Source organism: Citrobacter sp. EC_71 (assembly GCF_019584005.1).
GTDB lineage: Bacteria > Pseudomonadota > Gammaproteobacteria > Enterobacterales > Enterobacteriaceae > Citrobacter > Citrobacter werkmanii.
The window spans coordinates 56,913-76,605 of sequence record NZ_VDAY01000016.1; the positions used below are offsets into that span (position 1 = coordinate 56,913).

18 protein-coding genes are annotated in these 19,693 nt (G+C 51.7%); 17 read left to right on the forward strand and 1 reads right to left on the reverse strand.

Annotated features, from left to right (window positions below; genetic code table 11):
• The first annotated feature begins 5 nt into the window (after positions 1 to 5).
• The 3 genes from udk (at position 6) to asmA (ending at position 3,199) form a co-directional block, all read left to right on the forward strand.
• Positions 6 to 647 (forward strand): uridine kinase, encoded by a 642-nt coding sequence (gene udk / locus FHD02_RS17215; protein ID WP_003036776.1) that lies wholly within the window; start codon positions 6 to 8, stop codon positions 645 to 647.
• A gap of 91 nt (positions 648 to 738) precedes the next feature.
• Positions 739 to 1,320: a dCTP deaminase gene (dcd, locus tag FHD02_RS17220; protein WP_003834269.1), complete on the forward strand. Its 582-nt coding sequence runs from the start codon at positions 739 to 741 to the stop codon at positions 1,318 to 1,320.
• A gap of 25 nt (positions 1,321 to 1,345) precedes the next feature.
• The gene (gene asmA / locus FHD02_RS17225; RefSeq protein ID WP_137371217.1) at positions 1,346 to 3,199 is read left to right on the forward strand and encodes an outer membrane assembly protein AsmA; all 1,854 of its coding nucleotides are present in this window, start codon (positions 1,346 to 1,348) and stop codon (positions 3,197 to 3,199) included.
• 44 nt (positions 3,200 to 3,243) lie between these two features.
• Here the strand turns inward: asmA and FHD02_RS17230 are convergent, their stop codons facing one another.
• The gene (locus FHD02_RS17230; protein ID WP_137360827.1) at positions 3,244 to 4,827 is read right to left on the reverse strand and encodes a TerC family protein; all 1,584 of its coding nucleotides are present in this window, start codon (positions 4,825 to 4,827) and stop codon (positions 3,244 to 3,246) included.
• Positions 4,828 to 5,482: 655 nt separating this feature from the next.
• On the opposite strand from FHD02_RS17230, the gene FHD02_RS17235 reads away from it, so the two are divergent.
• The 14 genes from FHD02_RS17235 to cpsB all read left to right on the forward strand — a co-directional run bounded on the left by FHD02_RS17235 (position 5,483) and on the right by cpsB (position 19,624).
• Positions 5,483 to 6,622: a polysaccharide export protein gene (locus FHD02_RS17235; protein WP_137360828.1), complete on the forward strand. Its 1,140-nt coding sequence runs from the start codon at positions 5,483 to 5,485 to the stop codon at positions 6,620 to 6,622.
• A gap of 5 nt (positions 6,623 to 6,627) precedes the next feature.
• Positions 6,628 to 7,077, forward strand: coding sequence for a low molecular weight protein-tyrosine-phosphatase Wzb (wzb, locus tag FHD02_RS17240; protein ID WP_137360829.1), 450 nt, complete (start codon positions 6,628 to 6,630; stop codon positions 7,075 to 7,077).
• Positions 7,074 to 9,236, forward strand: coding sequence for a tyrosine-protein kinase Wzc (gene wzc / locus FHD02_RS17245; protein ID WP_137360830.1), 2,163 nt, complete (start codon positions 7,074 to 7,076; stop codon positions 9,234 to 9,236). The genes wzb and wzc overlap by 4 nt, the downstream gene beginning before the upstream one ends.
• A gap of 77 nt (positions 9,237 to 9,313) precedes the next feature.
• Positions 9,314 to 10,156 (forward strand): colanic acid biosynthesis glycosyltransferase WcaA, encoded by an 843-nt coding sequence (gene wcaA / locus FHD02_RS17250; protein ID WP_137360831.1) that lies wholly within the window; start codon positions 9,314 to 9,316, stop codon positions 10,154 to 10,156.
• Positions 10,157 to 10,158: 2 nt separating this feature from the next.
• Positions 10,159 to 10,647 (forward strand): colanic acid biosynthesis acetyltransferase WcaB, encoded by a 489-nt coding sequence (wcaB, locus tag FHD02_RS17255; RefSeq protein WP_137360832.1) that lies wholly within the window; start codon positions 10,159 to 10,161, stop codon positions 10,645 to 10,647.
• Entirely contained in the window at positions 10,644 to 11,861 is a 1,218-nt protein-coding gene (gene wcaC / locus FHD02_RS17260; RefSeq protein ID WP_042307454.1) for a colanic acid biosynthesis glycosyltransferase WcaC, read from the forward strand. The genes wcaB and wcaC overlap by 4 nt, the downstream gene beginning before the upstream one ends.
• Positions 11,836 to 13,053: a colanic acid polymerase WcaD gene (wcaD, locus tag FHD02_RS17265; protein WP_220394121.1), complete on the forward strand. Its 1,218-nt coding sequence runs from the start codon at positions 11,836 to 11,838 to the stop codon at positions 13,051 to 13,053. Before wcaC ends, wcaD begins: the two co-directional genes overlap by 26 nt.
• A gap of 5 nt (positions 13,054 to 13,058) precedes the next feature.
• Positions 13,059 to 13,805, forward strand: a complete 747-nt coding sequence (gene wcaE / locus FHD02_RS17270) for a colanic acid biosynthesis glycosyltransferase WcaE (RefSeq protein WP_220394122.1) — start codon at positions 13,059 to 13,061, stop codon at positions 13,803 to 13,805.
• A gap of 9 nt (positions 13,806 to 13,814) precedes the next feature.
• Positions 13,815 to 14,369 carry a colanic acid biosynthesis acetyltransferase WcaF gene (wcaF, locus tag FHD02_RS17275; RefSeq protein ID WP_042307461.1) on the forward strand — a complete coding sequence of 185 codons (555 nt, stop codon included), beginning with the start codon at positions 13,815 to 13,817 and terminating at the stop codon, positions 14,367 to 14,369.
• Positions 14,370 to 14,393: 24 nt separating this feature from the next.
• Entirely contained in the window at positions 14,394 to 15,515 is a 1,122-nt protein-coding gene (gmd, locus tag FHD02_RS17280) for a GDP-mannose 4,6-dehydratase (RefSeq protein ID WP_220394123.1), read from the forward strand.
• Positions 15,516 to 15,517: 2 nt separating this feature from the next.
• A complete protein-coding gene (locus FHD02_RS17285; RefSeq protein WP_220394124.1) occupies positions 15,518 to 16,483 on the forward strand; it encodes a GDP-L-fucose synthase in 966 nt (321 codons plus the stop codon).
• Positions 16,484 to 16,485: 2 nt separating this feature from the next.
• Positions 16,486 to 16,965: a GDP-mannose mannosyl hydrolase gene (locus FHD02_RS17290; protein WP_137371220.1), complete on the forward strand. Its 480-nt coding sequence runs from the start codon at positions 16,486 to 16,488 to the stop codon at positions 16,963 to 16,965.
• Positions 16,962 to 18,188 carry a colanic acid biosynthesis fucosyltransferase WcaI gene (gene wcaI / locus FHD02_RS17295; protein ID WP_137371221.1) on the forward strand — a complete coding sequence of 409 codons (1,227 nt, stop codon included), beginning with the start codon at positions 16,962 to 16,964 and terminating at the stop codon, positions 18,186 to 18,188. The genes FHD02_RS17290 and wcaI overlap by 4 nt, the downstream gene beginning before the upstream one ends.
• Positions 18,188 to 19,624 (forward strand): mannose-1-phosphate guanyltransferase, encoded by a 1,437-nt coding sequence (cpsB, locus tag FHD02_RS17300; protein WP_079223538.1) that lies wholly within the window; start codon positions 18,188 to 18,190, stop codon positions 19,622 to 19,624. Before wcaI ends, cpsB begins: the two co-directional genes overlap by 1 nt.
• Positions 19,625 to 19,693: the final 69 nt, after the last annotated feature.

Below are 19,693 nucleotides of genomic sequence, written 5' to 3' on the forward strand. Positions count from 1 at the left end.
AATTTATGACTGATCAGTCCCATCAGTGCGTCATTATCGGCATCGCCGGTGCATCGGCTTCCGGCAAGAGTCTTATTGCCAGCACGCTTTATCGCGAATTACGTGAACAAGTCGGTGACGAACATATTGGCGTTATTCCCGAAGACAGCTATTACAAAGATCAAAGCCATCTGTCGATGGAAGAACGTGTAAAAACCAACTACGACCATCCGAACGCGATGGATCACAGCCTGTTGTTTCAACATCTACAAACGCTTAAACGCGGAAGCGCCATTGAACTCCCCGTTTACAGCTATGTTGAGCATACGCGCACGCAAGACACTATTCATATCGAACCCAAGAAAGTGATCATCCTGGAGGGCATTCTGCTGCTGACAGACGCGCGTTTGCGTGACGAGATGAACTTCTCTATTTTTGTTGATACGCCGCTGGATATTTGCCTGATGCGCCGTATTAAACGGGATGTGAACGAGCGTGGTCGTTCTATGGATTCGGTGATGGCGCAATACCAAAAAACCGTACGTCCAATGTTCCTGCAATTTATTGAGCCTTCAAAACAATACGCCGACATCATCGTGCCGCGCGGGGGTAAAAACCGCATCGCCATCGATATTCTGAAGGCTAAAATCAGCCAGTTCTTTGAATAAGTTCAGCGAATTGTGTACCGTTCAGTGATAACCTGGTTCACCCTTAACGCACCTGGCATTAAGGGGTTGAAGCACGAAAGGAGAAAGTGCCATGCGTTTATGTGACCGAGATATTGAAGCCTGGTTGGATGAAGGTCGCCTGTCGATCACTCCACGCCCTCCTGTCGAGCGAATCAATGGCGCCACGGTAGATGTGCGTCTTGGTAACAAATTCCGTACGTTCCGCGGTCATACGGCGGCGTATATCGATTTGAGTGGACCGAAAGATGAAGTCAGCGCCGCGCTGGATCGTGTAATGAGCGATGAAATCGTCCTCAAGGACGGCGAGGCATTTTTCCTGCATCCGGGTGAACTTGCGCTGGCGGTGACGTTCGAATCCGTGACGTTGCCTTCCGATCTCGTCGGTTGGTTAGATGGACGTTCTTCATTAGCGCGTCTGGGACTGATGGTACACGTTACCGCACACCGTATCGATCCGGGCTGGTCAGGGTGCATCGTACTGGAATTCTACAACTCCGGAAAATTACCGCTGGCCCTGCGCCCAGGCATGCCGATTGGCGCGTTGAGTTTCGAACCGCTTTCCGGTCCAGCTGCGCGACCTTACAACCGTCGTCAGGATGCAAAGTATCGCGATCAGCAGGGCGCTGTTGCCAGCCGGATCGATAAAGACTGAATGTTTTCAGTCCATTGGGGATAGCATGAGACGATTTCTGACAACGCTGATGATCCTGCTGGTTGTGCTGGTGGCCGGTTTTTCTGCGTTAGTACTGTTGGTGAATCCGAATGATTTCCGTGCGTATATGGTCAAGCAGGTTGCTGTGCGTAGCGGATATCAGCTGCAGTTGGATGGTCCTCTGCGTTGGCACGTATGGCCTCAGTTGAGCATCCTCTCGGGACGCATGGTGTTAACCGCAGAAGGTGCCAGTGAACCCCTGATTCGTGCCGACAATATGCGTCTCGACGTCGCGTTGTGGCCGTTGTTGAGTCATCAGCTCAGCGTGAAGCAGGTGATGCTCAAGGGGGCTGTGATTCAACTGACCCCGCAAACTGAGGCGGTGCGTGGACAAGATGCGCCCGTTGCTCCCAAAGACAATACATTGCCCGATCTGGCGGAAGACAAAGGATGGTCGTTTGATATCGCTAGTCTGCGCGTGGCCGACAGCGTTCTGGTATTCCAGCATGAAGACGACGAGCAGGTTACGGTTCGCGATATTCGTCTGGAGATGGAACAGGATAGCCAACACCGTGGTACGTTTGATTTCTCCGGGCGCGTGAACCGCGATCAGCGTGACCTTGCGTTATCCTTAAACGGCACCGTCGATGCCTCCGACTACCCGCATAATTTGTCCGCTAATATTGAGCAGTTAAGCTGGCAACTACAGGGGGCCGATCTACCGTCGCAGGGAATTAAAGGTGAGGGGCAGCTTCAGGCGCAGTGGCTGGAAGAGAAAAAACAGCTCGCGTTTAGCCAGATTCATTTGACCGCTAACGACAGCTCTCTCGCCGGGCAAGCCCAGGTGTCGTTGTTAGATAAACCCGAATGGCTCGTCGACCTGAAATTTGGTCAGCTCAATCTGGACAATCTGATGGTGCAACGCGATGCTGTGGCAGCGACAAACGGTGAGGTTCAGCAAGGTCAGAGTCAGGCGACGCTGGCGCGTCCCGTCATTGCTTCGCAGGTTGATGCTGTCTCTTACCAGGGACTCAAGGGATTCTCGGCAGACATCACGTTACAGGCTGACAAGGTATTGTGGCGTAAAATGGCGTTTGAGAATGTCTCGGCAAAAATAGATAACCAGTTCGGCTTACTGAAGGTCGTGCAACTGGAAGGGAAAAATGACGGTGGACATGTTTCGCTTCCCGGTACGTTGGACGCCAGAAAAGATGAGCCGCGAGCAGTCTTTCATCCGCGACTGGAAGGTGTAGAAATTGGCACAATCCTGAAAGCCTTCAACTACCCCATCGCGCTGACCGGTAAGCTGTCACTGGCGGGAGATTTTTCCGGCTCGGATATTGACGCCCAGGCGTTTCGTCATAGCTGGCAAGGCCAGGCCCATGTCGAAATGAGCGATACGCGAATGGAAGGGATGAACTTCCAGCAGATGATACAACAAGCCGTAGAACGCAGCGGCGGTGATGTTAAATCACAGCAAAACCTGGATAACGTCACCCGACTGGATCGCTTTGTAACCGATCTGACGCTGGATAACGGCGAGGTTACGCTGGATAACATGGCCGGTGAGTCTGCGATGCTTGCGCTGACGGGCAAGGGGACGTTAGATCTGGTGAAGCAGAATTGCGACACGCAGTTTAACATTCGCGTGCTGGGCGGCTGGGATGGCGAAAGCAAGCTGATTAAGTTCCTGAAAGCCACGCCGGTTCCTCTCAGGGTTTATGGCCAGTGGCAGGCGCTGAACTATAACTTGCAGGTTGATCAGCTGTTGCGTAAGCATCTGCAGGATGAAGCGAAACGTCGTCTGAACGATTGGGCCGATCGCAATAAAGACTCCCGCAACGGTAAAGATGTTAAGAAGTTGCTGGATAAACTCTGATTCAAATTGCCGGATGGCGGCTGATGCGCCATCCGGCGGGTGATTTACACCTCGTAATCCATCTCTTCTTCACTGTGTAGCGGTATCAACTGGACTTTTTGCACGCGATGGTTTTCCACCTGCAAGGTTTTTAGTCGGTAGTCGCCAACCTGAACTTCCTCTCCGGTTTTCGGAATACGCTGTAAATATTCCATCAAAAGCCCGGCAATGGTGTGATATTCACGCTTTTCATCTAACGGAATAGGGACGTACTGCACCAGATCTTCCAGCGGCATGTGACCGTTAGCCGTCCACGAACCATCAGCATTTTTTTGAATATCATGGCGGGCATCAATCTCTTCTACTTCATTTGGCAGATTACCGGCGATGGTTTCCATCACGTCACTGAGTGTCACGATCCCTTCGACAGAACCAAATTCATCAGCAATAAAAGCGAAGTGCGTGCGGGCATTACGGAACTGCTCCAGCGCCGGAAGCAGCGGCAGCGTTTCCGGGAACACCAGCGGCTGACGAATCAGAACGCGTAAGTCGAGCGGCTCACCGCGCAGAGACTGCTGCAGCAGATCGATGACATGCACTACGCCCAGCAGTTCTTCCTGCTCGTCTTCCCCGGTAACGACCAGACGCGTATGCTGGTTTTTTTCCAATAAAGCGCGAATTTCTGCTTCGGGTGCGTTGAGATCGACGTGTTCAATGTCGTGGCGTGAGGTCATGATGCTGCTGACGGTACGCTGATTTAGATTCAGTACGCGCTCAATCATCCGCCGTTCCTGAGGCGCAAAAATCTGTCCTTCCTGGTGATCCGCCAGCATAGCAGCGGTTTCGGCATCCAGTTCGGCATCTTCTTTTTGACCGCTCAGCAACCTCATCACCGCCTCGGCGGTGCGCTGGCGCAAGGTATGATTGGCTGACAGGAAGCGACGACGGTTAAAGATTGCCAGCTGGTTCAAGGCTTCGATCATGACCGAGAAGCCGATAGCGGCGTACAGATAACCTTTCGGGATGTGGAAACCGAACCCTTCGGCGACCAGGCTGAAACCAATCATCAGCAGGAAGCTCAGGCACAGAATAACGATGGTTGGGTGGCTGTTGACAAAGCGAGTCAACGACTTGCTGGCGAGCACCATCAGGCTGATGGCAATAATCACCGCCGCCATCATCACCGCCAGGTGATCGACCATCCCGACGGCTGTAATAACGGAATCCAGAGAGAATATGGCGTCCAGAACCACTATTTGCGCGACCACCCCCCAGAACTTAGCGCCTTTACGCTGGGTGGGATTGTCGCTGTCTTTTCCTTCCAGCCGTTCGTTTAGCTCCATTGTGGCTTTAAACAACAGGAAGAAACCGCCGAACAGCATGATCAGATCGCGCGCGCTGAAACTGAGGCCGCGAATGCTGAACAGTGGCGTAGTCAGCGTCACCAGCCAGGATATTGATGCCAGCAGCAGCAGTCGCATGACCATCGCCAGCAGGAGCCCGGTAATACGCGCCTTATCCCGCTGGGCAGGAGGGAGTTTCTCCGCGAGGATGGCAATAAAAACAAGATTATCAATGCCAAGAACAAGTTCGATCACGATTAGCGTGACGAGTCCGGCCCAGATTGACGGATCGGCAATCCATTCCATAGTAAGTGCTATACCCATAGTTGTATGACAATTGTCACAATTCGATCATGGGTAAAACTGGCGGAAAATGCAATGCCGGAAAGGGATTTCTCTGGTGGTTATATCAGGATGCCAGCGGGAAATAGCCGTAATGTAACTACAGGAAATAATTTTCTTTAGCTAATTATATTTAGGAAATATCGCAGGTGGTGTATTTATTTAGCAATGCTGTCAATATCGATAAAATCCTAAAAATATATAAATTATAGCCTTAATATTATTCTTAAAAGCAAGTGAGCTGAGGCTTGTTATCTTGCCTGCTATTCACTTAGCTGCAACAATTCTTCCGGTAATAATCAAAAGATAAATATTTCCTCATCAACCAGTGACGTTATTCCCGATGCGTTGCTGTTCTGAATGTGATGAAAATAAAGGAGAAGATAAAAATTTAAATTAATCAGTGCATTGGTAGCTAATGAAGCCAGGGGCGGTAGCGTGTCTGGCCACCTGAAAACAAGCCTGAATTATTCTGTCAAGAGACCGCAGATGAATCCATTATTTTTAGGATTGATGCCAGTTAAATTCCTTTTCAATTAACGGCAAGGTAAATGTGTACAGGCGAAGCCGCTATTTAGAACGCACGTGATAATTACTCTGCCAAAGTGATAAATAATCAATGATGAACTCCAAACTTAAATTGATACCAGTCCTGGTATCGGTAATCTTGATAAACGGTTGTACCGTGCTTCCGGGCAGCAATATGTCTACGATGGGCAAAGATGTGATTAAACAGCAGGACGCTGATTTTGATATCAATCGGATGGTGAATGTTTATCCACTGACCCCGCGACTGGTCGAGCAATTACGTCCTCGTCCGAATGTTGCGCAGCCTAACATTTCGCTGGAGCAGGAGATTGCAGGATATCAGTATCGGGTCGGTCCGGGCGATGTCCTGAATGTGACCGTCTGGGATCATCCTGAACTTACGACCCCGGCCGGGCAGTATCGTAGCTCAAGCGATACCGGCAACTGGGTGCAGCCGGATGGCACCATGTTTTACCCCTATATTGGCAAAGTCAGCGTGGTGGGAAAAACGTTAGCTGAAATTCGTAGTGATATTACCGGGCGCTTAGCGAAGTACATCGCTGACCCGCAGGTGGACGTTAATATCGCCGCTTTCCGCTCGCAGAAGGCTTATGTCTCCGGGCAGGTGAACAAATCTGGCCAGCAGGCCATCACCAACGTACCGCTTACCATTCTTGATGCCATTAACGCCGCAGGCGGTCTCACCGAGGCGGCTGACTGGCGCAATGTTGTACTGACTCACAAAGGGCAGGAGCAACGTATTTCACTGCAAGCGCTGATGCAAAATGGCGATCTGAGCCAGAACCGTCTGCTCTATCCTGGCGACATTCTGTTTGTTCCGCGTAATGACGATTTGAAAGTCTTCGTGATGGGGGAAGTGAAAAAGCAGAGCACCCTCAAAATGGACTTCAGCGGTATGACGCTCACTGAAGCGCTTGGCAATGCGGAAGGTATCGATCTGACTACCTCCAACGCCAGCGGCATTTTCGTTATTCGTCCGTTGAAAGGCGAAAGCGGGAACAACGGCAAGATCGCGAATATCTATCAGCTTGATATGTCCGATGCGACTTCGCTGGTGATGGCGACGTCATTCCGACTCCAGCCTTACGATGTGGTGTATGTCACGACCGCACCGGTTGCCCGCTGGAACCGTTTGATCAATCAGTTGCTGCCGACCATTAGCGGTGTTCGCTATATGACGGACACGGCCAGCGACCTTCACAACTGGTAATCGTCATGTTTAACAAAATATTAGTTGTCTGTGTGGGGAACATTTGCCGTTCCCCAACGGCGGAACGCTTGTTAAGGAAGTTTCATCCGGCATTGACGGTCTCTTCTGCGGGTCTCGGGGCGCTGGTGGGTAAAGGTGCGGATCCCTGTGCTATCAGCGTCGCGCAGGCGCACAACCTGTCACTGGAAAATCATTGTGCCCGGCAGATCTCGGGACGCATGTGCCGGGAGTATGACCTGATCCTGACCATGGAAAAACGCCATATCTCAGCCCTGTGTGAAATGGTGCCGGAGATGCGCGGCAAAGTGATGCTCTTTGGTCACTGGGACAGCGAACGCGAAATTCCCGACCCGTACCGTAAAAGTCGGGATGCGTTTGACGCGGTGTACACATTACTTGAACGGTCTGCCCGCCAATGGGCTCAGGCATTGAACGCAGAGCAGGGAAAACAATGACAGAAAAAGTAAAACAGTCTGCCGCGCCGGTTACGGGCAATGATGAAATCGATATTGGTCGTCTGGTAGGGACGGTGGTGGAGGCTCGCTGGTGGGTGCTCGGCATTACCGCAGCTTTTGCCGTGTGTGCGGCGGTTTACACGCTGTTTGCCACGCCGATCTACAGTGCGGATGCGCTGGTGCAAATTGAGCAAAATACCGGGAATTCGCTGGTACAGGATATTGGTTCGGCGTTGTCGAATAAACCGCCGGCCTCGGAAGCGGAAATTCAGCTCATTCAGTCACGGCTGGTACTGGGAAAAACGGTAGACGATCTCAATCTGGATATCGCGGTGACGAAAGATACATTTCCGATTTTTGGCGCAGGCTGGGATCGGTTGATGGGGCGCCAGAATGAAACCGTTAATGTCACCACCTTTACTCTGCCAAAGGCGATGAAGGAACAGACCTTTACGCTAAGCGTGCTGAACGACAAAAGTTATCAATTAGTCAGTGATGGGGGATTTAGCGCCCGTGGTCAGGTTGGGCAATTGTTGAATCACGGTGGCGTGACGATGCTGGTTGAGGCGATTCATGCCAGTCCTGAAAGCCAATTTACCGTCAGCAAATTTTCCACACTGGGCATGATTAACACCCTGCAAAATAACCTGATGGTGACAGAAACCGGCAAAGATACTGGCGTATTGAGCCTGACTTTTACCGGCGAAGACCGCGAACAAATCCGCCAGATCCTCGACAGTATTACCCGCAACTATCTGCAACAAAACGTCGAACGTAAGTCAGAAGAGGCCGCTAAAAGTCTGGCGTTTCTGGCAAAACAGTTGCCTGAGGTGCGTAACCGTCTGGACGTTGCTGAAAACAAGCTGAATGCCTTCCGCCAGGATAAAGACTCCGTGGATTTGCCTCTGGAAGCTAAAGCGGTGCTGGACTCCATGGTAAATATCGATGCACAGCTCAACGAACTGACCTTTAAAGAAGCGGAAATCTCCAAGTTATTCACCAAAGCGCACCCGGCGTATCGCACGTTGCTGGAAAAACGCCAGGCGCTGGAAGATGAGAAAAGCAAGCTGAACGGACGTGTTACTGCAATGCCGAAAACGCAGCAGGAAATTGTCCGGCTGACCCGCGATGTGGAGTCCGGTCAACAGGTCTATATGCAGCTGTTAAATAAGCAACAGGAACTGAAGATCACCGAGGCGAGTACGGTCGGAGATGTACGCATCGTCGATCCCGCGATTGCCCAGCCAGGCGTGCTGAAGCCGAAAAAGGCGTTGATTATTCTCGGTAGCATTATTCTTGGTTTGATGCTTTCAGTGGTGGGCGTATTGCTGCGTTCCCTGTTTAATCGCGGTATTGAAAGCCCGCAGGCGCTGGAAGAGCATGGCATCAGCGTATATGCCAGCATCCCGCTTTCAGAATGGCAAAAAGCGCGTGATAACGTTCAGACCATTAAAGGTGTGAAGCGCTACAAACAAAGCCAGTTACTGGCGGTGGGGAATCCAACGGATCTCGCCATAGAAGCGGTCCGCAGCCTGCGTACCAGTTTGCACTTCGCCATGATGCAGGCGCGCAACAACGTGTTGATGCTGACCGGCGTCAGCCCGTCGATAGGTAAAACATTTGTCTGCGCTAACCTGGCGGCGGTCATTAGCCAGACTCATAAACGCGTGCTGTTGATCGACTGCGACATGCGCAAAGGCTATACCCACGAACTGCTGGGGACCAATAACGTCAACGGTCTGTCCGAGCTCCTCGTCGGTAAGGGAGATATTACCTCCTGCGCGAAACCGACCTCCATTGCGAATTTTGATCTGATCCCTCGCGGACAAATCCCTCCTAACCCTTCAGAGCTTCTGATGAGTGAACGCTTTGGCGAACTGATTACGTGGGCCAGCGAGCACTATGACCTGGTGCTGATAGATACCCCGCCAATACTGGCGGTGACCGATGCGGCGATTGTTGGCCGTCATGTCGGCACCACGTTGATGGTGGCACGTTATGCGGTTAATACGTTGAAAGAGGTGGAAACCAGCCTGAGCCGGTTTGAGCAAAACGGCATTCAGGTGAAGGGGGTGATCCTGAACTCTATCTTCCGCCGTGCCAGTGGGTATCAGGATTACGGTTATTACGAATACGAATACACGTCGGATTCGAAATAGATAACGAACAGCAACGCATATCGAATGTTGGCCTGATAAGCGTAGCGCCATCAGGCAACTTTATTTGGGAAACGAAAATGACGACAGAAAACCCACTAATTTCAATTTATATGCCAACCTGGAATCGCCAACAGCTGGCCATTCGGGCGATTAAATCGGTGTTGCGCCAGGACTATCCTCACTGGGAGATGATCATTGTCGATGACTGTTCTTCCTCGTATGAGCAACTGCAGCAGTTCGTTGAGGAACTCAACGACCCACGCGTGTCCTATACGCATAATGCGACGAATGCCGGGGCCTGCGCGGTACGCAATCAGGCCATCATGCAGGCCAGTGGGCAATATATTACGGGTATTGATGATGATGATGAATGGACGCCGAATCGCCTGAGCGTGTTTCTGCAGCATCGTCATCAACTGGTCACGCACGCGTTTCTGTACGCCAATGATTATGTTTGCGAAGGCGAAGTGTATTCGCAACCAACCAGTCTGCCGCTCTATCCGAAGTCAGTTTACTCCAGACGAAAGTTTTATAAGCGCAATATTATTGGTAATCAGGTGTTTACATGGGCATGGCGTTTTAAAGCATGCCTGTTCGATACCACACTGAAAGCCGCGCAGGATTACGACATTTTCCTCAGGATGGTGGTGGCGTACGGCAAACCGTGGAAGGTCAAAGAGGCGACGCAGATCCTGCATGTTAACCATGGTGAGATGCGCATTACCTCATCACCGCATAAATTCTCCGGCTACTTTCAGTTCTATCGCAAGCACAAAGGTAAATTTGACCGGGCGAGTAAGAAATATCAGCTGTTTACGCTCTACCAGATCCGCAATAAACGAATGAACTGGCGCACGCTGCTGACGTTGCTTTCGATTCGCAACAGTAAGCGTCTGGCCGACGGACTGCGAGGACGCTAAGTATGCTGGAAGATTTACGCGCGAACGGCTGGAGTCTGCGCCCCTGCTGCATGGTAGTGGCCTATCGGATTGCCCATTTTTGCTCCGTCTGGCGTAAAAAAAATATCTTGAACAACCTGTGGGCTGCGCCGGTGCTGGTGCTGTATCGCCTGATCACTGAATGCCTGTTTGGTTATGAAATTCAGGCCGCTGCATCTATCGGTCGTCGTTTGACCATCCATCATGGTTATGGCGTGGTGATCAATAAACACGTGGTGGCAGGGGACGATTTAACCCTGCGCCACGGTGTCACCATTGGCAATCCTGGCGACAAAGATCTGTCCTGTCCGGTCATCGGTAACGGTGTCGAGCTGGGGGCTAACGTCACTGTGCTCGGCAATGTCGCTATCGGCGATAACGTGACCATTGGCGCCGGGAGCGTGGTGGTGGATAGCATCCCTGACAACACGCTGGTGGTGGGCGAGAAAGCACGAGTGAAGGTAACAAAATGAATATCTTGCAATTTAATGTGCGACTCGCAGAAGGTGGAGCGGCAGGCGTAGCCTTAGATCTGCATCTTCGTGCGCTGGAGAAAGGACTGTCGTCGCGCTTTGTGTACGGCTATGGCAAAGGTGGCAAGAAAAGCGCCAGCCACAGGGATTATCCGCATGTTATCAAACATACGCCGCGTCTGACATCGGTGGCGAATATTGCGCTATTTCGTTTCGCTAACCGCGATCTGTTCGGCAATCTCAATAATTTATACCGTACGGTGACCCGCACTTCCGGCCCGCTGGTGCTGCATTTTCATGTGCTGCACAGCTACTGGTTGAATCTGGAAGAGGTGGTGGCCTTTTGCCAAAAGGTGAAGGCGCATAAACCGGACATCACCTTTGTCTGGACGTTGCATGATCACTGGAGCGTGACCGGACGCTGTGCTTTCACCGATGGTTGCGAAAGCTGGAAAACGGGCTGCCAGAAATGCCCGACGCTGAGTAACTATCCGCCGGTAAAAATTGACAAAGCCCATCAGCAATTGCCCGGAAAACGGCAGATGTTTCGCGACATGTTAGCGCTTGGCTGCCAGTTTATCTCTCCCAGCCAGCATGTGGCCGACGCGTTCAACAGCCTGTATGGCGTGGGGCGCTGCCGCATTATTAACAACGGTATTGATGTGGCAACCGAAGCCATTCTTGCCGACCTGCCCGCCAAATATGAGCCACACGGCAGACCGAAAATCGCTGTAGTGGCTCATGACCTGCGCTATGACGGTAAAACCAATCAGCAGTTGGTGCAGGAGTTGATGGCGTTGGGAGAAAAAATTGAGCTGCATACCTTCGGCAAATTTTCGCCCTTTGTTGGCGATAACGTTATCAATCATGGCTTCGAAAGCGATAAGCGAACGTTGATGAATGCGCTTAACGAGATGGATGGACTGGTGTTCAGCTCCCGCGTTGATAATTACCCGCTGATTCTGTGCGAAGCGCTTTCCATCGGCGTACCGGTAATTGCTACGCACAGCGAGGCTGCACGGGAGGTGCTGGCGAAAGCGGGCGGTAAAACGTTCAGTGAAGCGGATGTACTGCGGCTGGTACAACTGAAAAAATCAGACATCGCGCAGGCGGTATTCGACACGTCGCTTGCCGAGTTCAGCCAGCGCAGCCGGGTGGCATACAGTGGGCAACAGATGCTGGAGGAATATGTCTCGTTCTATCAGAATCTGTAGCTATCTGCTGCTACCGCTGCTTTATCTGCTGGTTAACGTCAAACTTGCCCAGCTTGGCGAGAGCTTCCCGATAACGATTGTCACATTCTTGCCCGTTCTGCTGTTGCTGTTTGTCGAGCGCATCAATATTAAAAAATTAATGATAGCGCTGGGCGTGGGGGGAGGATTGACGGCGTTTAACTACCTGTTCGGTCAATCGCTGGATGCCAGTAAGTACGTCACGTCCGCGATGCTGTTTGTCTATACTGTGGTGATTATTGGCATGGTGTGGAGCATTCGCTTCAAAACCATTTCGCCGCATAACTACATTAAGATCCTGCGCTTTTTCTGGCTGGTCGTTGGGCTGGTAGTGGGGTTAGCGGCAGTTGAAATGGCACAGATCATTCTCAGCGGCGGCAGCAGTTTAATGGAAGTTATTTCGAAATATCTTATTTACAGTAACAGCTATGTTCTGAACTTTATTAAGTTTGGCGGAAAACGCACCACCGCACTTTATTTTGAACCGGCATTCTTCGCTCTGGCGTTAATCTCAATTTGGCTCAGTATCAAACAGTTTGGTATCAAAACGCCTAAGTCCGATGCTATGATTCTGGCAGGGATAGTATTATCAGGATCGTTTTCAGGGGTAATGACGTTTATTTTGTTTTATCTCCTGGAGTGGGCGTTCCAGTACCTGAATAAGGATGCGATAAAGAAGAAGCTGCCGCTGGCGATAATCTCATTAAGCGTGTTTTTAGTCGGTGTGATATTCGCGTTTCCGTACATCGCAACGCGCCTTGGAGATTTAGGAACCGAGGGTTCATCATCGTATTATCGAATCGTAGGTCCGTTAGTAATGGTCGGTTATTCGCTAATGCATGTTGATGGTGTAGTAAGATTCGGTTCGCTTTATGAATATGTCGCGTCATTCGGAATTTTTAACGGTGCGGATGTGGGTAAAACGATAGACAATGGTTTGTATCTGCTGATTATTTATTTTTCATGGTTCGCCGTGATATTAACCCTGTGGTACATGGGGAAAGTCATGAAGATGATGATCACTGCTTTTGGTGATAATCAGAATTATCGGGTGCAGTTATATCTTTTTACGCCGCTGTCGCTGTTTTTTACAGGGTCAGTATTTAGTCCGGAATACGCTTTTTTAATTGTATGTCCGTTTATTTTGCGCAAGGCGCTGAATATCGCGAGGTAAATCACATGCTGCTCAGTATTATTACCGTCGCCTTTCGCAATCTGGAAGGGATCGTCAAAACTCACGCCTCGCTGGCACACCTGGCGCAGGCAGGCGATATCAGTTTTGAGTGGATTGTTGTCGATGGGGGCTCCTCTGACGGTACGTCGGCGTTTCTTGAAGGACTCGGTGGAGAGCACCAGTTACGGTTTGTCAGCGAGCCGGATAACGGCATTTATGATGCGATGAACAAAGGCATTGCGATGGCGCGCGGGCGGTTTGCACTGTTCCTTAATTCCGGGGATATTCTGCATGCTGATGCGGCTCAGTTCATCCGCCAGTTAAAAACGCAGAGTGATAAAGCCATGGTTATCGGCGACGCGTTGCTGGATTTTGGCAATGGTAACAAAATTAAGCGCCGGGCAAAGCCGGGTTGGTATATTTATCACAGCCTGCCCGCCAGTCATCAGGCCATCTTTTTTCCGCTCTCTGGGCTGAATGTCTGGCGCTATGATTTGCAATATAAAATATCGTCCGATTACGCGCTGGCCGCCCAATTATACAAGTCTGGTTACGCTTTCAAAAAACTGGACGGGCTGGTGTCCGAGTTTTCGATGGGTGGGGTGTCAACGACGAATAATCTGGAATTATGCCGCGATGCAAAAAAAGTGCAGCGGCAGATATTACATATGCCAGGTTTTTTTACTGGGGTTTCTGAATATTTACGGTTGCGTACAACCGGTAAAACCAAAACCTTATATGGCAAAACGTAAGGGCACATTATGCAAGACTTAAGCGGCTTTAACGTGCCGAAAGGTTTTCGCGGTGGCGGCGTCATTAAAGTGCAATTATGGTGGGCGGTACAGGCAACACTATTTCGCTGGTCACCCCAGGTAATGTATCGCTGGCGTGCGTTTTTATTACGAATGTTCGGCGCGAAAATAGGAAAAAACGTAGTTATTCGACCTTCAGTAAAAATTACTTATCCGTGGAAATTAACCCTGGGAGATTATGCCTGGGTGGGTGATGACGCGGTTTTATACACGTTAGGTAATATTACGATTGGCGCCCATGCGGTTATTTCGCAGAAAAGTTATTTATGCACCGGAAGTCATGATTACGCCAGCCAATATTTTGATATTAACGCCACACCGATTGTGGTTGGCGATAAATGCTGGCTGGCGACAGATGTCTTTGTCGCGCCAGGCGTGACGATTGGCGATGGCACAGTCGTTGGAGCACGCAGCAGCGTATTTAAATCGCTGCCAGCAAATGTCGTTTGTCGGGGAAACCCCGCAGTAGTCACGCGCGAACGCGTTGAGAAAGTTACTCCCTGAGGGGATCATTGAAGAGGTAATAACATGTCAAAAGTCGCTCTCATCACTGGCGTAACCGGGCAGGATGGTTCTTACCTGGCAGAACTCCTGCTGGAAAAAGGGTATGAAGTACACGGCATTAAGCGTCGCGCTTCATCATTCAACACCGAACGTGTGGACCATATCTACCAGGATCCACATTCAAGCAACCCCAAATTCCATCTGCACTATGGTGATTTGACGGATTCATCCAACCTGACCCGTATTTTAAAAGAGGTCCAACCGGACGAGGTCTATAACCTGGGCGCCATGAGTCATGTCGCGGTGTCGTTTGACTCACCGGAATACACCGCGGACGTCGATGCCATTGGTACGTTGCGTTTGCTGGAGGCTATCCGCTTCCTCGGTCTGGAAAAGAAGACCCGTTTCTATCAGGCCTCCACCTCAGAACTGTACGGCCTGGTGCAGGAAATCCCGCAGAAAGAGACCACGCCGTTCTACCCGCGTTCGCCCTATGCGGTAGCTAAGCTTTACGCCTACTGGATTACCGTTAACTACCGTGAATCCTACGGTATGTATGCCTGTAACGGCATTCTGTTTAACCACGAATCTCCACGCCGTGGTGAAACTTTCGTCACCCGTAAAATCACTCGCGCCATTGCCAACATCGCTCAGGGTCTGGAGTCTTGCCTGTACCTGGGCAACATGGATTCGCTGCGTGACTGGGGGCATGCCAAAGATTACGTCAGAATGCAGTGGATGATGCTACAGCAGGAACAGCCGGAAGATTTCGTCATTGCCACCGGTGTGCAGTATTCCGTACGTCAGTTTGTAGAAATGGCGGCGGCGCAACTGGGTATCAAACTGCGTTTTGAAGGTGAGGGCGTGAATGAAAAAGGCATTGTGGTTTCCGTGACCGGACACGATGCGCCGGGTGTGAAACCTGGGGACGTGATAATCGCCGTCGATCCGCGCTATTTCCGTCCGGCAGAAGTAGAAACGCTGCTGGGCGACCCAGCCAGGGCACATGAAAAACTCGGCTGGAAACCGGAGATTACTCTGCGCCAGATGATCTCAGAAATGGTCGCTAACGACCTTGAAGCAGCGAAGAAACACTCCCTGCTGAAGTCGCACGGATACGAGGTCGCCATCGCGCTGGAGTACTGAGGATGAATAGACAACGTATTTTTGTGGCGGGCCATCGCGGGATGGTGGGGTCCGCCATCGTAAGACAGTTGGCCCAACGAGATAATGTCGAACTAGTGCTGCGTACCCGCGATGAGCTTAACCTGCTGGACGGAGCCGCGGTGCGTCAGTTCTTCGCCGCTGAACGTATTGACCAGGTGTACCTGGCGGCGGCAAAAGTGGGGGGAATTGTAGCCAATAACAGTTATCCCGCTGATTTTATTTACGAAAATATGATGATTGAGAGCAACATTATTCATGAGGCGCATCTGCATAACGTGAATAAACTGCTGTTTCTCGGATCATCGTGTATTTATCCCAAACATGCTACCCAGCCAATAGCCGAAAGCGAACTCTTGCAGGGGCAACTGGAGCCGACCAATGAACCGTATGCGATTGCCAAAATAGCCGGCATCAAGCTGTGTGAATCGTATAACCGTCAGTATGGCCGTGATTATCGCTCGGTGATGCCGACGAATTTGTACGGGCCGCATGACAACTTTCATCCAAGCAATTCGCATGTGATCCCGGCGCTGATGCGCCGCTTTCACGAAGCCTGCGAGCAAAATGCGCCGGATGTGGTGGTGTGGGGAAGCGGTACGCCGATGCGCGAGTTTCTGCATGTGGATGATATGGCGGCAGCCAGTATCCACGTGATGGAGCTGGCTCAGGAAGTCTGGCAGGAATATACCCAGCCGATGCTGTCGCACATCAATGTGGGTACCGGCGTGGACTGCACCATCCGTGAGCTGGCCCAGACCATCGCAAAGGTAGTGGGTTATAAGGGACGCGTGGTGTTTGACGCCAGTAAACCGGACGGGACGCCGCGTAAATTGCTCGACGTTACGCGTTTGCATCAGTTGGGCTGGTATCACGAGATATCACTTGAGGCAGGGCTTGCCAGCACCTGGCAGTGGTTCCTTGAAAACCAGCAGCGTTATCGGGGGTAAGCATGTTTTTACGTCATGAGGATTTTGCCACCGTTGTACGTTCAACCCCGCTGATTTCTATCGATTTGATCGTGGAAAATGCCGAGGGAGAGTTTCTGCTCGGTAAGCGTCTCAATCGTCCGGCGCAGGGCTACTGGTTCGTTCCCGGCGGTCGTGTGCAAAAAGATGAATCGCTCCACGCGGCTTTTGAACGGCTGACTGAAGCTGAGTTGGGGGTGCGTCTACCGCTGTCCGCCGCTGAGTTTTATGGTGTCTGGCAGCACTTCTATGACGACAACTTTTCCGGGGATGGTTTCTCAACGCATTACATCGTGTTGGGATTTCGTCTGTGTGTATCAGAAAACGACCTGCAACTGCCTGATGCCCAACATGATGCCTACCGCTGGCTGGCGGTAACGCAAATTCTGGCCAGTGACAGCGTACACGCCAACAGCCGGGCTTACTTCTGCCCGGCAAGCCAGACCGGAGTGCCTGGGCTATGAAGATCCTGGTGTATGGCATCAACTACTCGCCGGAGCTGACCGGTATCGGCAAATACACCGGTGAAATGGTGGAGTGGATGGCGCAACAAGGTCATGACGTTCGGGTGATCACCGCGCCGCCTTATTATCCGCAATGGAAAGTTAATGGTCGCTATTCATCCTGGCGCTATCGTCGCGAGGAGGGGGATGCCACTGTCTGGCGTTGTCCGCTGTATGTGCCTGAGCAACCCTCAACGCTCAAGCGCCTGCTGCATTTGGGCAGTTTCGCCCTGAGCAGTTTCTTCCCGCTGCTGGCGCAACGTCGCTGGAAGCCGGATCGCATCATCGGCGTGGTGCCGACGCTGTTTTGTACGCCGGGTATGCGCTTGCTGGCAAAACTCAGCGGCGCACGCACGCTGCTCCACATTCAGGATTATGAAGTCGATGCCATGTTGGGACTTGGTATGGCGGGCAAAGGTAAGCGCGGTATGGTGGCGAAACTGGCCAGCGCCTTTGAACGCAGTGGTTTGCACAACATGGATAATGTTTCGACGATTTCCCGTTCCATGATGCACAAAGCCATGGAAAAAGGTGTTGCGCCACACAAGGTTATTTTCTTTCCCAACTGGTCGGAAGTGGCGCGCTTTCGTGACGTGACCGACGCCGATGTCCTGGCGTTGCGCCAGAAACTGGGATTGCCCGCAGATCAAAAAATCATTCTCTACTCGGGCAATATCGGTGAAAAGCAGGGGCTGGAGAGCGTTATCGAGGCGGCGACCCAGTTGAGTGAGCAACCCTGGCTGTTTGCGATTGTCGGGCAGGGCGGGGGTAAAGCGCGGCTGGAGACCATGGCCAGCGAACGCGACCTGCGTAACGTAATGTTCTTTCCGCTGCAATCTTATGACGCGCTGCCTGCGCTGCTCAAGCTCGCGGACTGTCATCTGGTCGTACAAAAGCGCGGCGCGGCGGATGCGGTACTGCCGTCCAAACTGACTAATATTCTCGCCGTTGGCGGTAACGCGGTGATTACCGCCGAACCTGAGACCGAGTTGGGTCAGTTGTGTAACGCTCACCCAGGCATCGCGGTGTGTGTCGAGCCTGAATCAGTGAATGCGCTGGTTGGCGGGATTCAACAGGCGCTAACCATGCCAAAAGTTAACACGGTGGCACGTGAGTATGCCGAACGCACGCTGGATAAAGAAAACGTGCTGAGTCAATTTATTGCTGATATTCGGGGTACATGATGAGTCAAAACAAACTCTTTCCGGTAGTGATGGCCGGTGGCTCGGGGAGCCGTTTATGGCCGCTGTCTCGCGTACTGTATCCAAAGCAGTTCCTGTGTCTGAAAGGTGATCTCACCATGTTGCAGACGACGATTTGCCGTCTGAACGGTGTGGAGTGCGAAAGTCCGGTGGTTATCTGCAATGAACAACACCGTTTTATCGTTGCGGAACAGTTACGGCAACTGCACAAACTAACAGAGAACATTATTCTCGAACCTGCCGGACGCAACACGGCGCCGGCGATAGCGCTGGCTGCGCTGGCGGCAAAACGTCAGTGTCCGGGGGACGATCCGCTGCTGCTGGTACTGGCGGCCGATCACATGATTGCCGACGAAGAGGCATTTCGCGAAGCGGTTCGCAATGCGATGCCGTATGCCAGCGCGGGTAAACTGGTGACGTTTGGTATCGTTCCGGACCAGCCGGAGACCGGCTATGGCTATATCCGTCGAGGTGAGGTTTCACCGTCGAATACTGACGCGGTGGCTTTTGAGGTGGCGCAGTTTGTTGAAAAACCTAATCTGGAAACCGCACAGGCATATGTGGCAAGCGGCGACTACTACTGGAACAGCGGTATGTTCCTGTTCCGGGCCGGTCGTTACCTGGAGGAACTGAAAAAGTATCGTCCCGACATCCTTGAGTCCTGCGAGAATGCCATGAGTACCGTCGATCCCGATCTCGATTTTATTCGCGTTGATGAACAGGCGTTTCTCGCCTGCCCGGAAGAGTCTGTGGATTATGCAGTAATGGAACGTACGGCCGATGCGGTGGTGATGCCCATGAACGCAGGCTGGAGCGATGTCGGCTCCTGGTCATCGCTGTGGGAAATCAGCGCCCATACTGCTGAAGGTAATGTGCATCACGGCGACGTCATTAGCCACAAAACGGAAAACAGCTACGTCTATGCCGAATCCGGGCTGGTGACGACCGTTGGGGTGAAAGATCTGGTGGTGGTGCAGACCAAAGATGCGGTACTGATTGCCGATCGCAACGCGGTACAGGATGTCAAAAAAGTGGTGGAGCAAATTAAAGCTGACGGACGCCATGAACACCACATTCACCGCGAAGTTTATCGTCCGTGGGGCAAGTATGACTCCATTGATGCCGGAGACCGTTACCAGGTCAAGCGAATTACCGTCAAGCCTGGCGAGGGATTGTCCGTGCAGATGCATCATCATCGGGCTGAGCACTGGGTTGTCGTCGCTGGCACCGCGAAAGTGACAATTAATGATGATATCAAACTGCTCGCTGAAAACGAGTCTGTCTATATTCCTCTCGGGGCAACCCACTGTCTGGAGAACCCCGGGAAAATTCCGCTCGATCTGATTGAAGTACGCTCCGGATCTTACCTCGATGAGGATGATGTGGTGCGGTTTGCGGACAGATACGGGCGCGCCTGATGCCTGATGCGCTGATGCGCACCAGGCAATGCATTTAACACTCATTAAAAAGGCTCATTAAGAGTCAGG

Bases quoted from the DNA above. Each gene is read 5' to 3' on its own strand.
- udk (WP_003036776.1), top strand. From the start codon at position 6: ATGACTGATCAGTCCCATCAGTGCGTCATTATCGGCATCGCCGGTGCA.
- dcd (WP_003834269.1), top strand. From the start codon at position 739: ATGCGTTTATGTGACCGAGATATTGAAGCCTGGTTGGATGAAGGTCGC.
- asmA (WP_137371217.1), top strand. From the start codon at position 1,346: ATGAGACGATTTCTGACAACGCTGATGATCCTGCTGGTTGTGCTGGTG.
- FHD02_RS17230 (WP_137360827.1), bottom strand. From the start codon at position 4,827: ATGGAATGGATTGCCGATCCGTCAATCTGGGCCGGACTCGTCACGCTA.
- FHD02_RS17235 (WP_137360828.1), top strand. From the start codon at position 5,483: ATGATGAACTCCAAACTTAAATTGATACCAGTCCTGGTATCGGTAATC.
- wzb (WP_137360829.1), top strand. From the start codon at position 6,628: ATGTTTAACAAAATATTAGTTGTCTGTGTGGGGAACATTTGCCGTTCC.
- wzc (WP_137360830.1), top strand. From the start codon at position 7,074: ATGACAGAAAAAGTAAAACAGTCTGCCGCGCCGGTTACGGGCAATGAT.
- wcaA (WP_137360831.1), top strand. From the start codon at position 9,314: ATGACGACAGAAAACCCACTAATTTCAATTTATATGCCAACCTGGAAT.
- wcaB (WP_137360832.1), top strand. From the start codon at position 10,159: ATGCTGGAAGATTTACGCGCGAACGGCTGGAGTCTGCGCCCCTGCTGC.
- wcaC (WP_042307454.1), top strand. From the start codon at position 10,644: ATGAATATCTTGCAATTTAATGTGCGACTCGCAGAAGGTGGAGCGGCA.
- wcaD (WP_220394121.1), top strand. From the start codon at position 11,836: ATGTCTCGTTCTATCAGAATCTGTAGCTATCTGCTGCTACCGCTGCTT.
- wcaE (WP_220394122.1), top strand. From the start codon at position 13,059: ATGCTGCTCAGTATTATTACCGTCGCCTTTCGCAATCTGGAAGGGATC.
- wcaF (WP_042307461.1), top strand. From the start codon at position 13,815: ATGCAAGACTTAAGCGGCTTTAACGTGCCGAAAGGTTTTCGCGGTGGC.
- gmd (WP_220394123.1), top strand. From the start codon at position 14,394: ATGTCAAAAGTCGCTCTCATCACTGGCGTAACCGGGCAGGATGGTTCT.
- FHD02_RS17285 (WP_220394124.1), top strand. From the start codon at position 15,518: ATGAATAGACAACGTATTTTTGTGGCGGGCCATCGCGGGATGGTGGGG.
- FHD02_RS17290 (WP_137371220.1), top strand. From the start codon at position 16,486: ATGTTTTTACGTCATGAGGATTTTGCCACCGTTGTACGTTCAACCCCG.
- wcaI (WP_137371221.1), top strand. From the start codon at position 16,962: ATGAAGATCCTGGTGTATGGCATCAACTACTCGCCGGAGCTGACCGGT.
- cpsB (WP_079223538.1), top strand. From the start codon at position 18,188: ATGAGTCAAAACAAACTCTTTCCGGTAGTGATGGCCGGTGGCTCGGGG.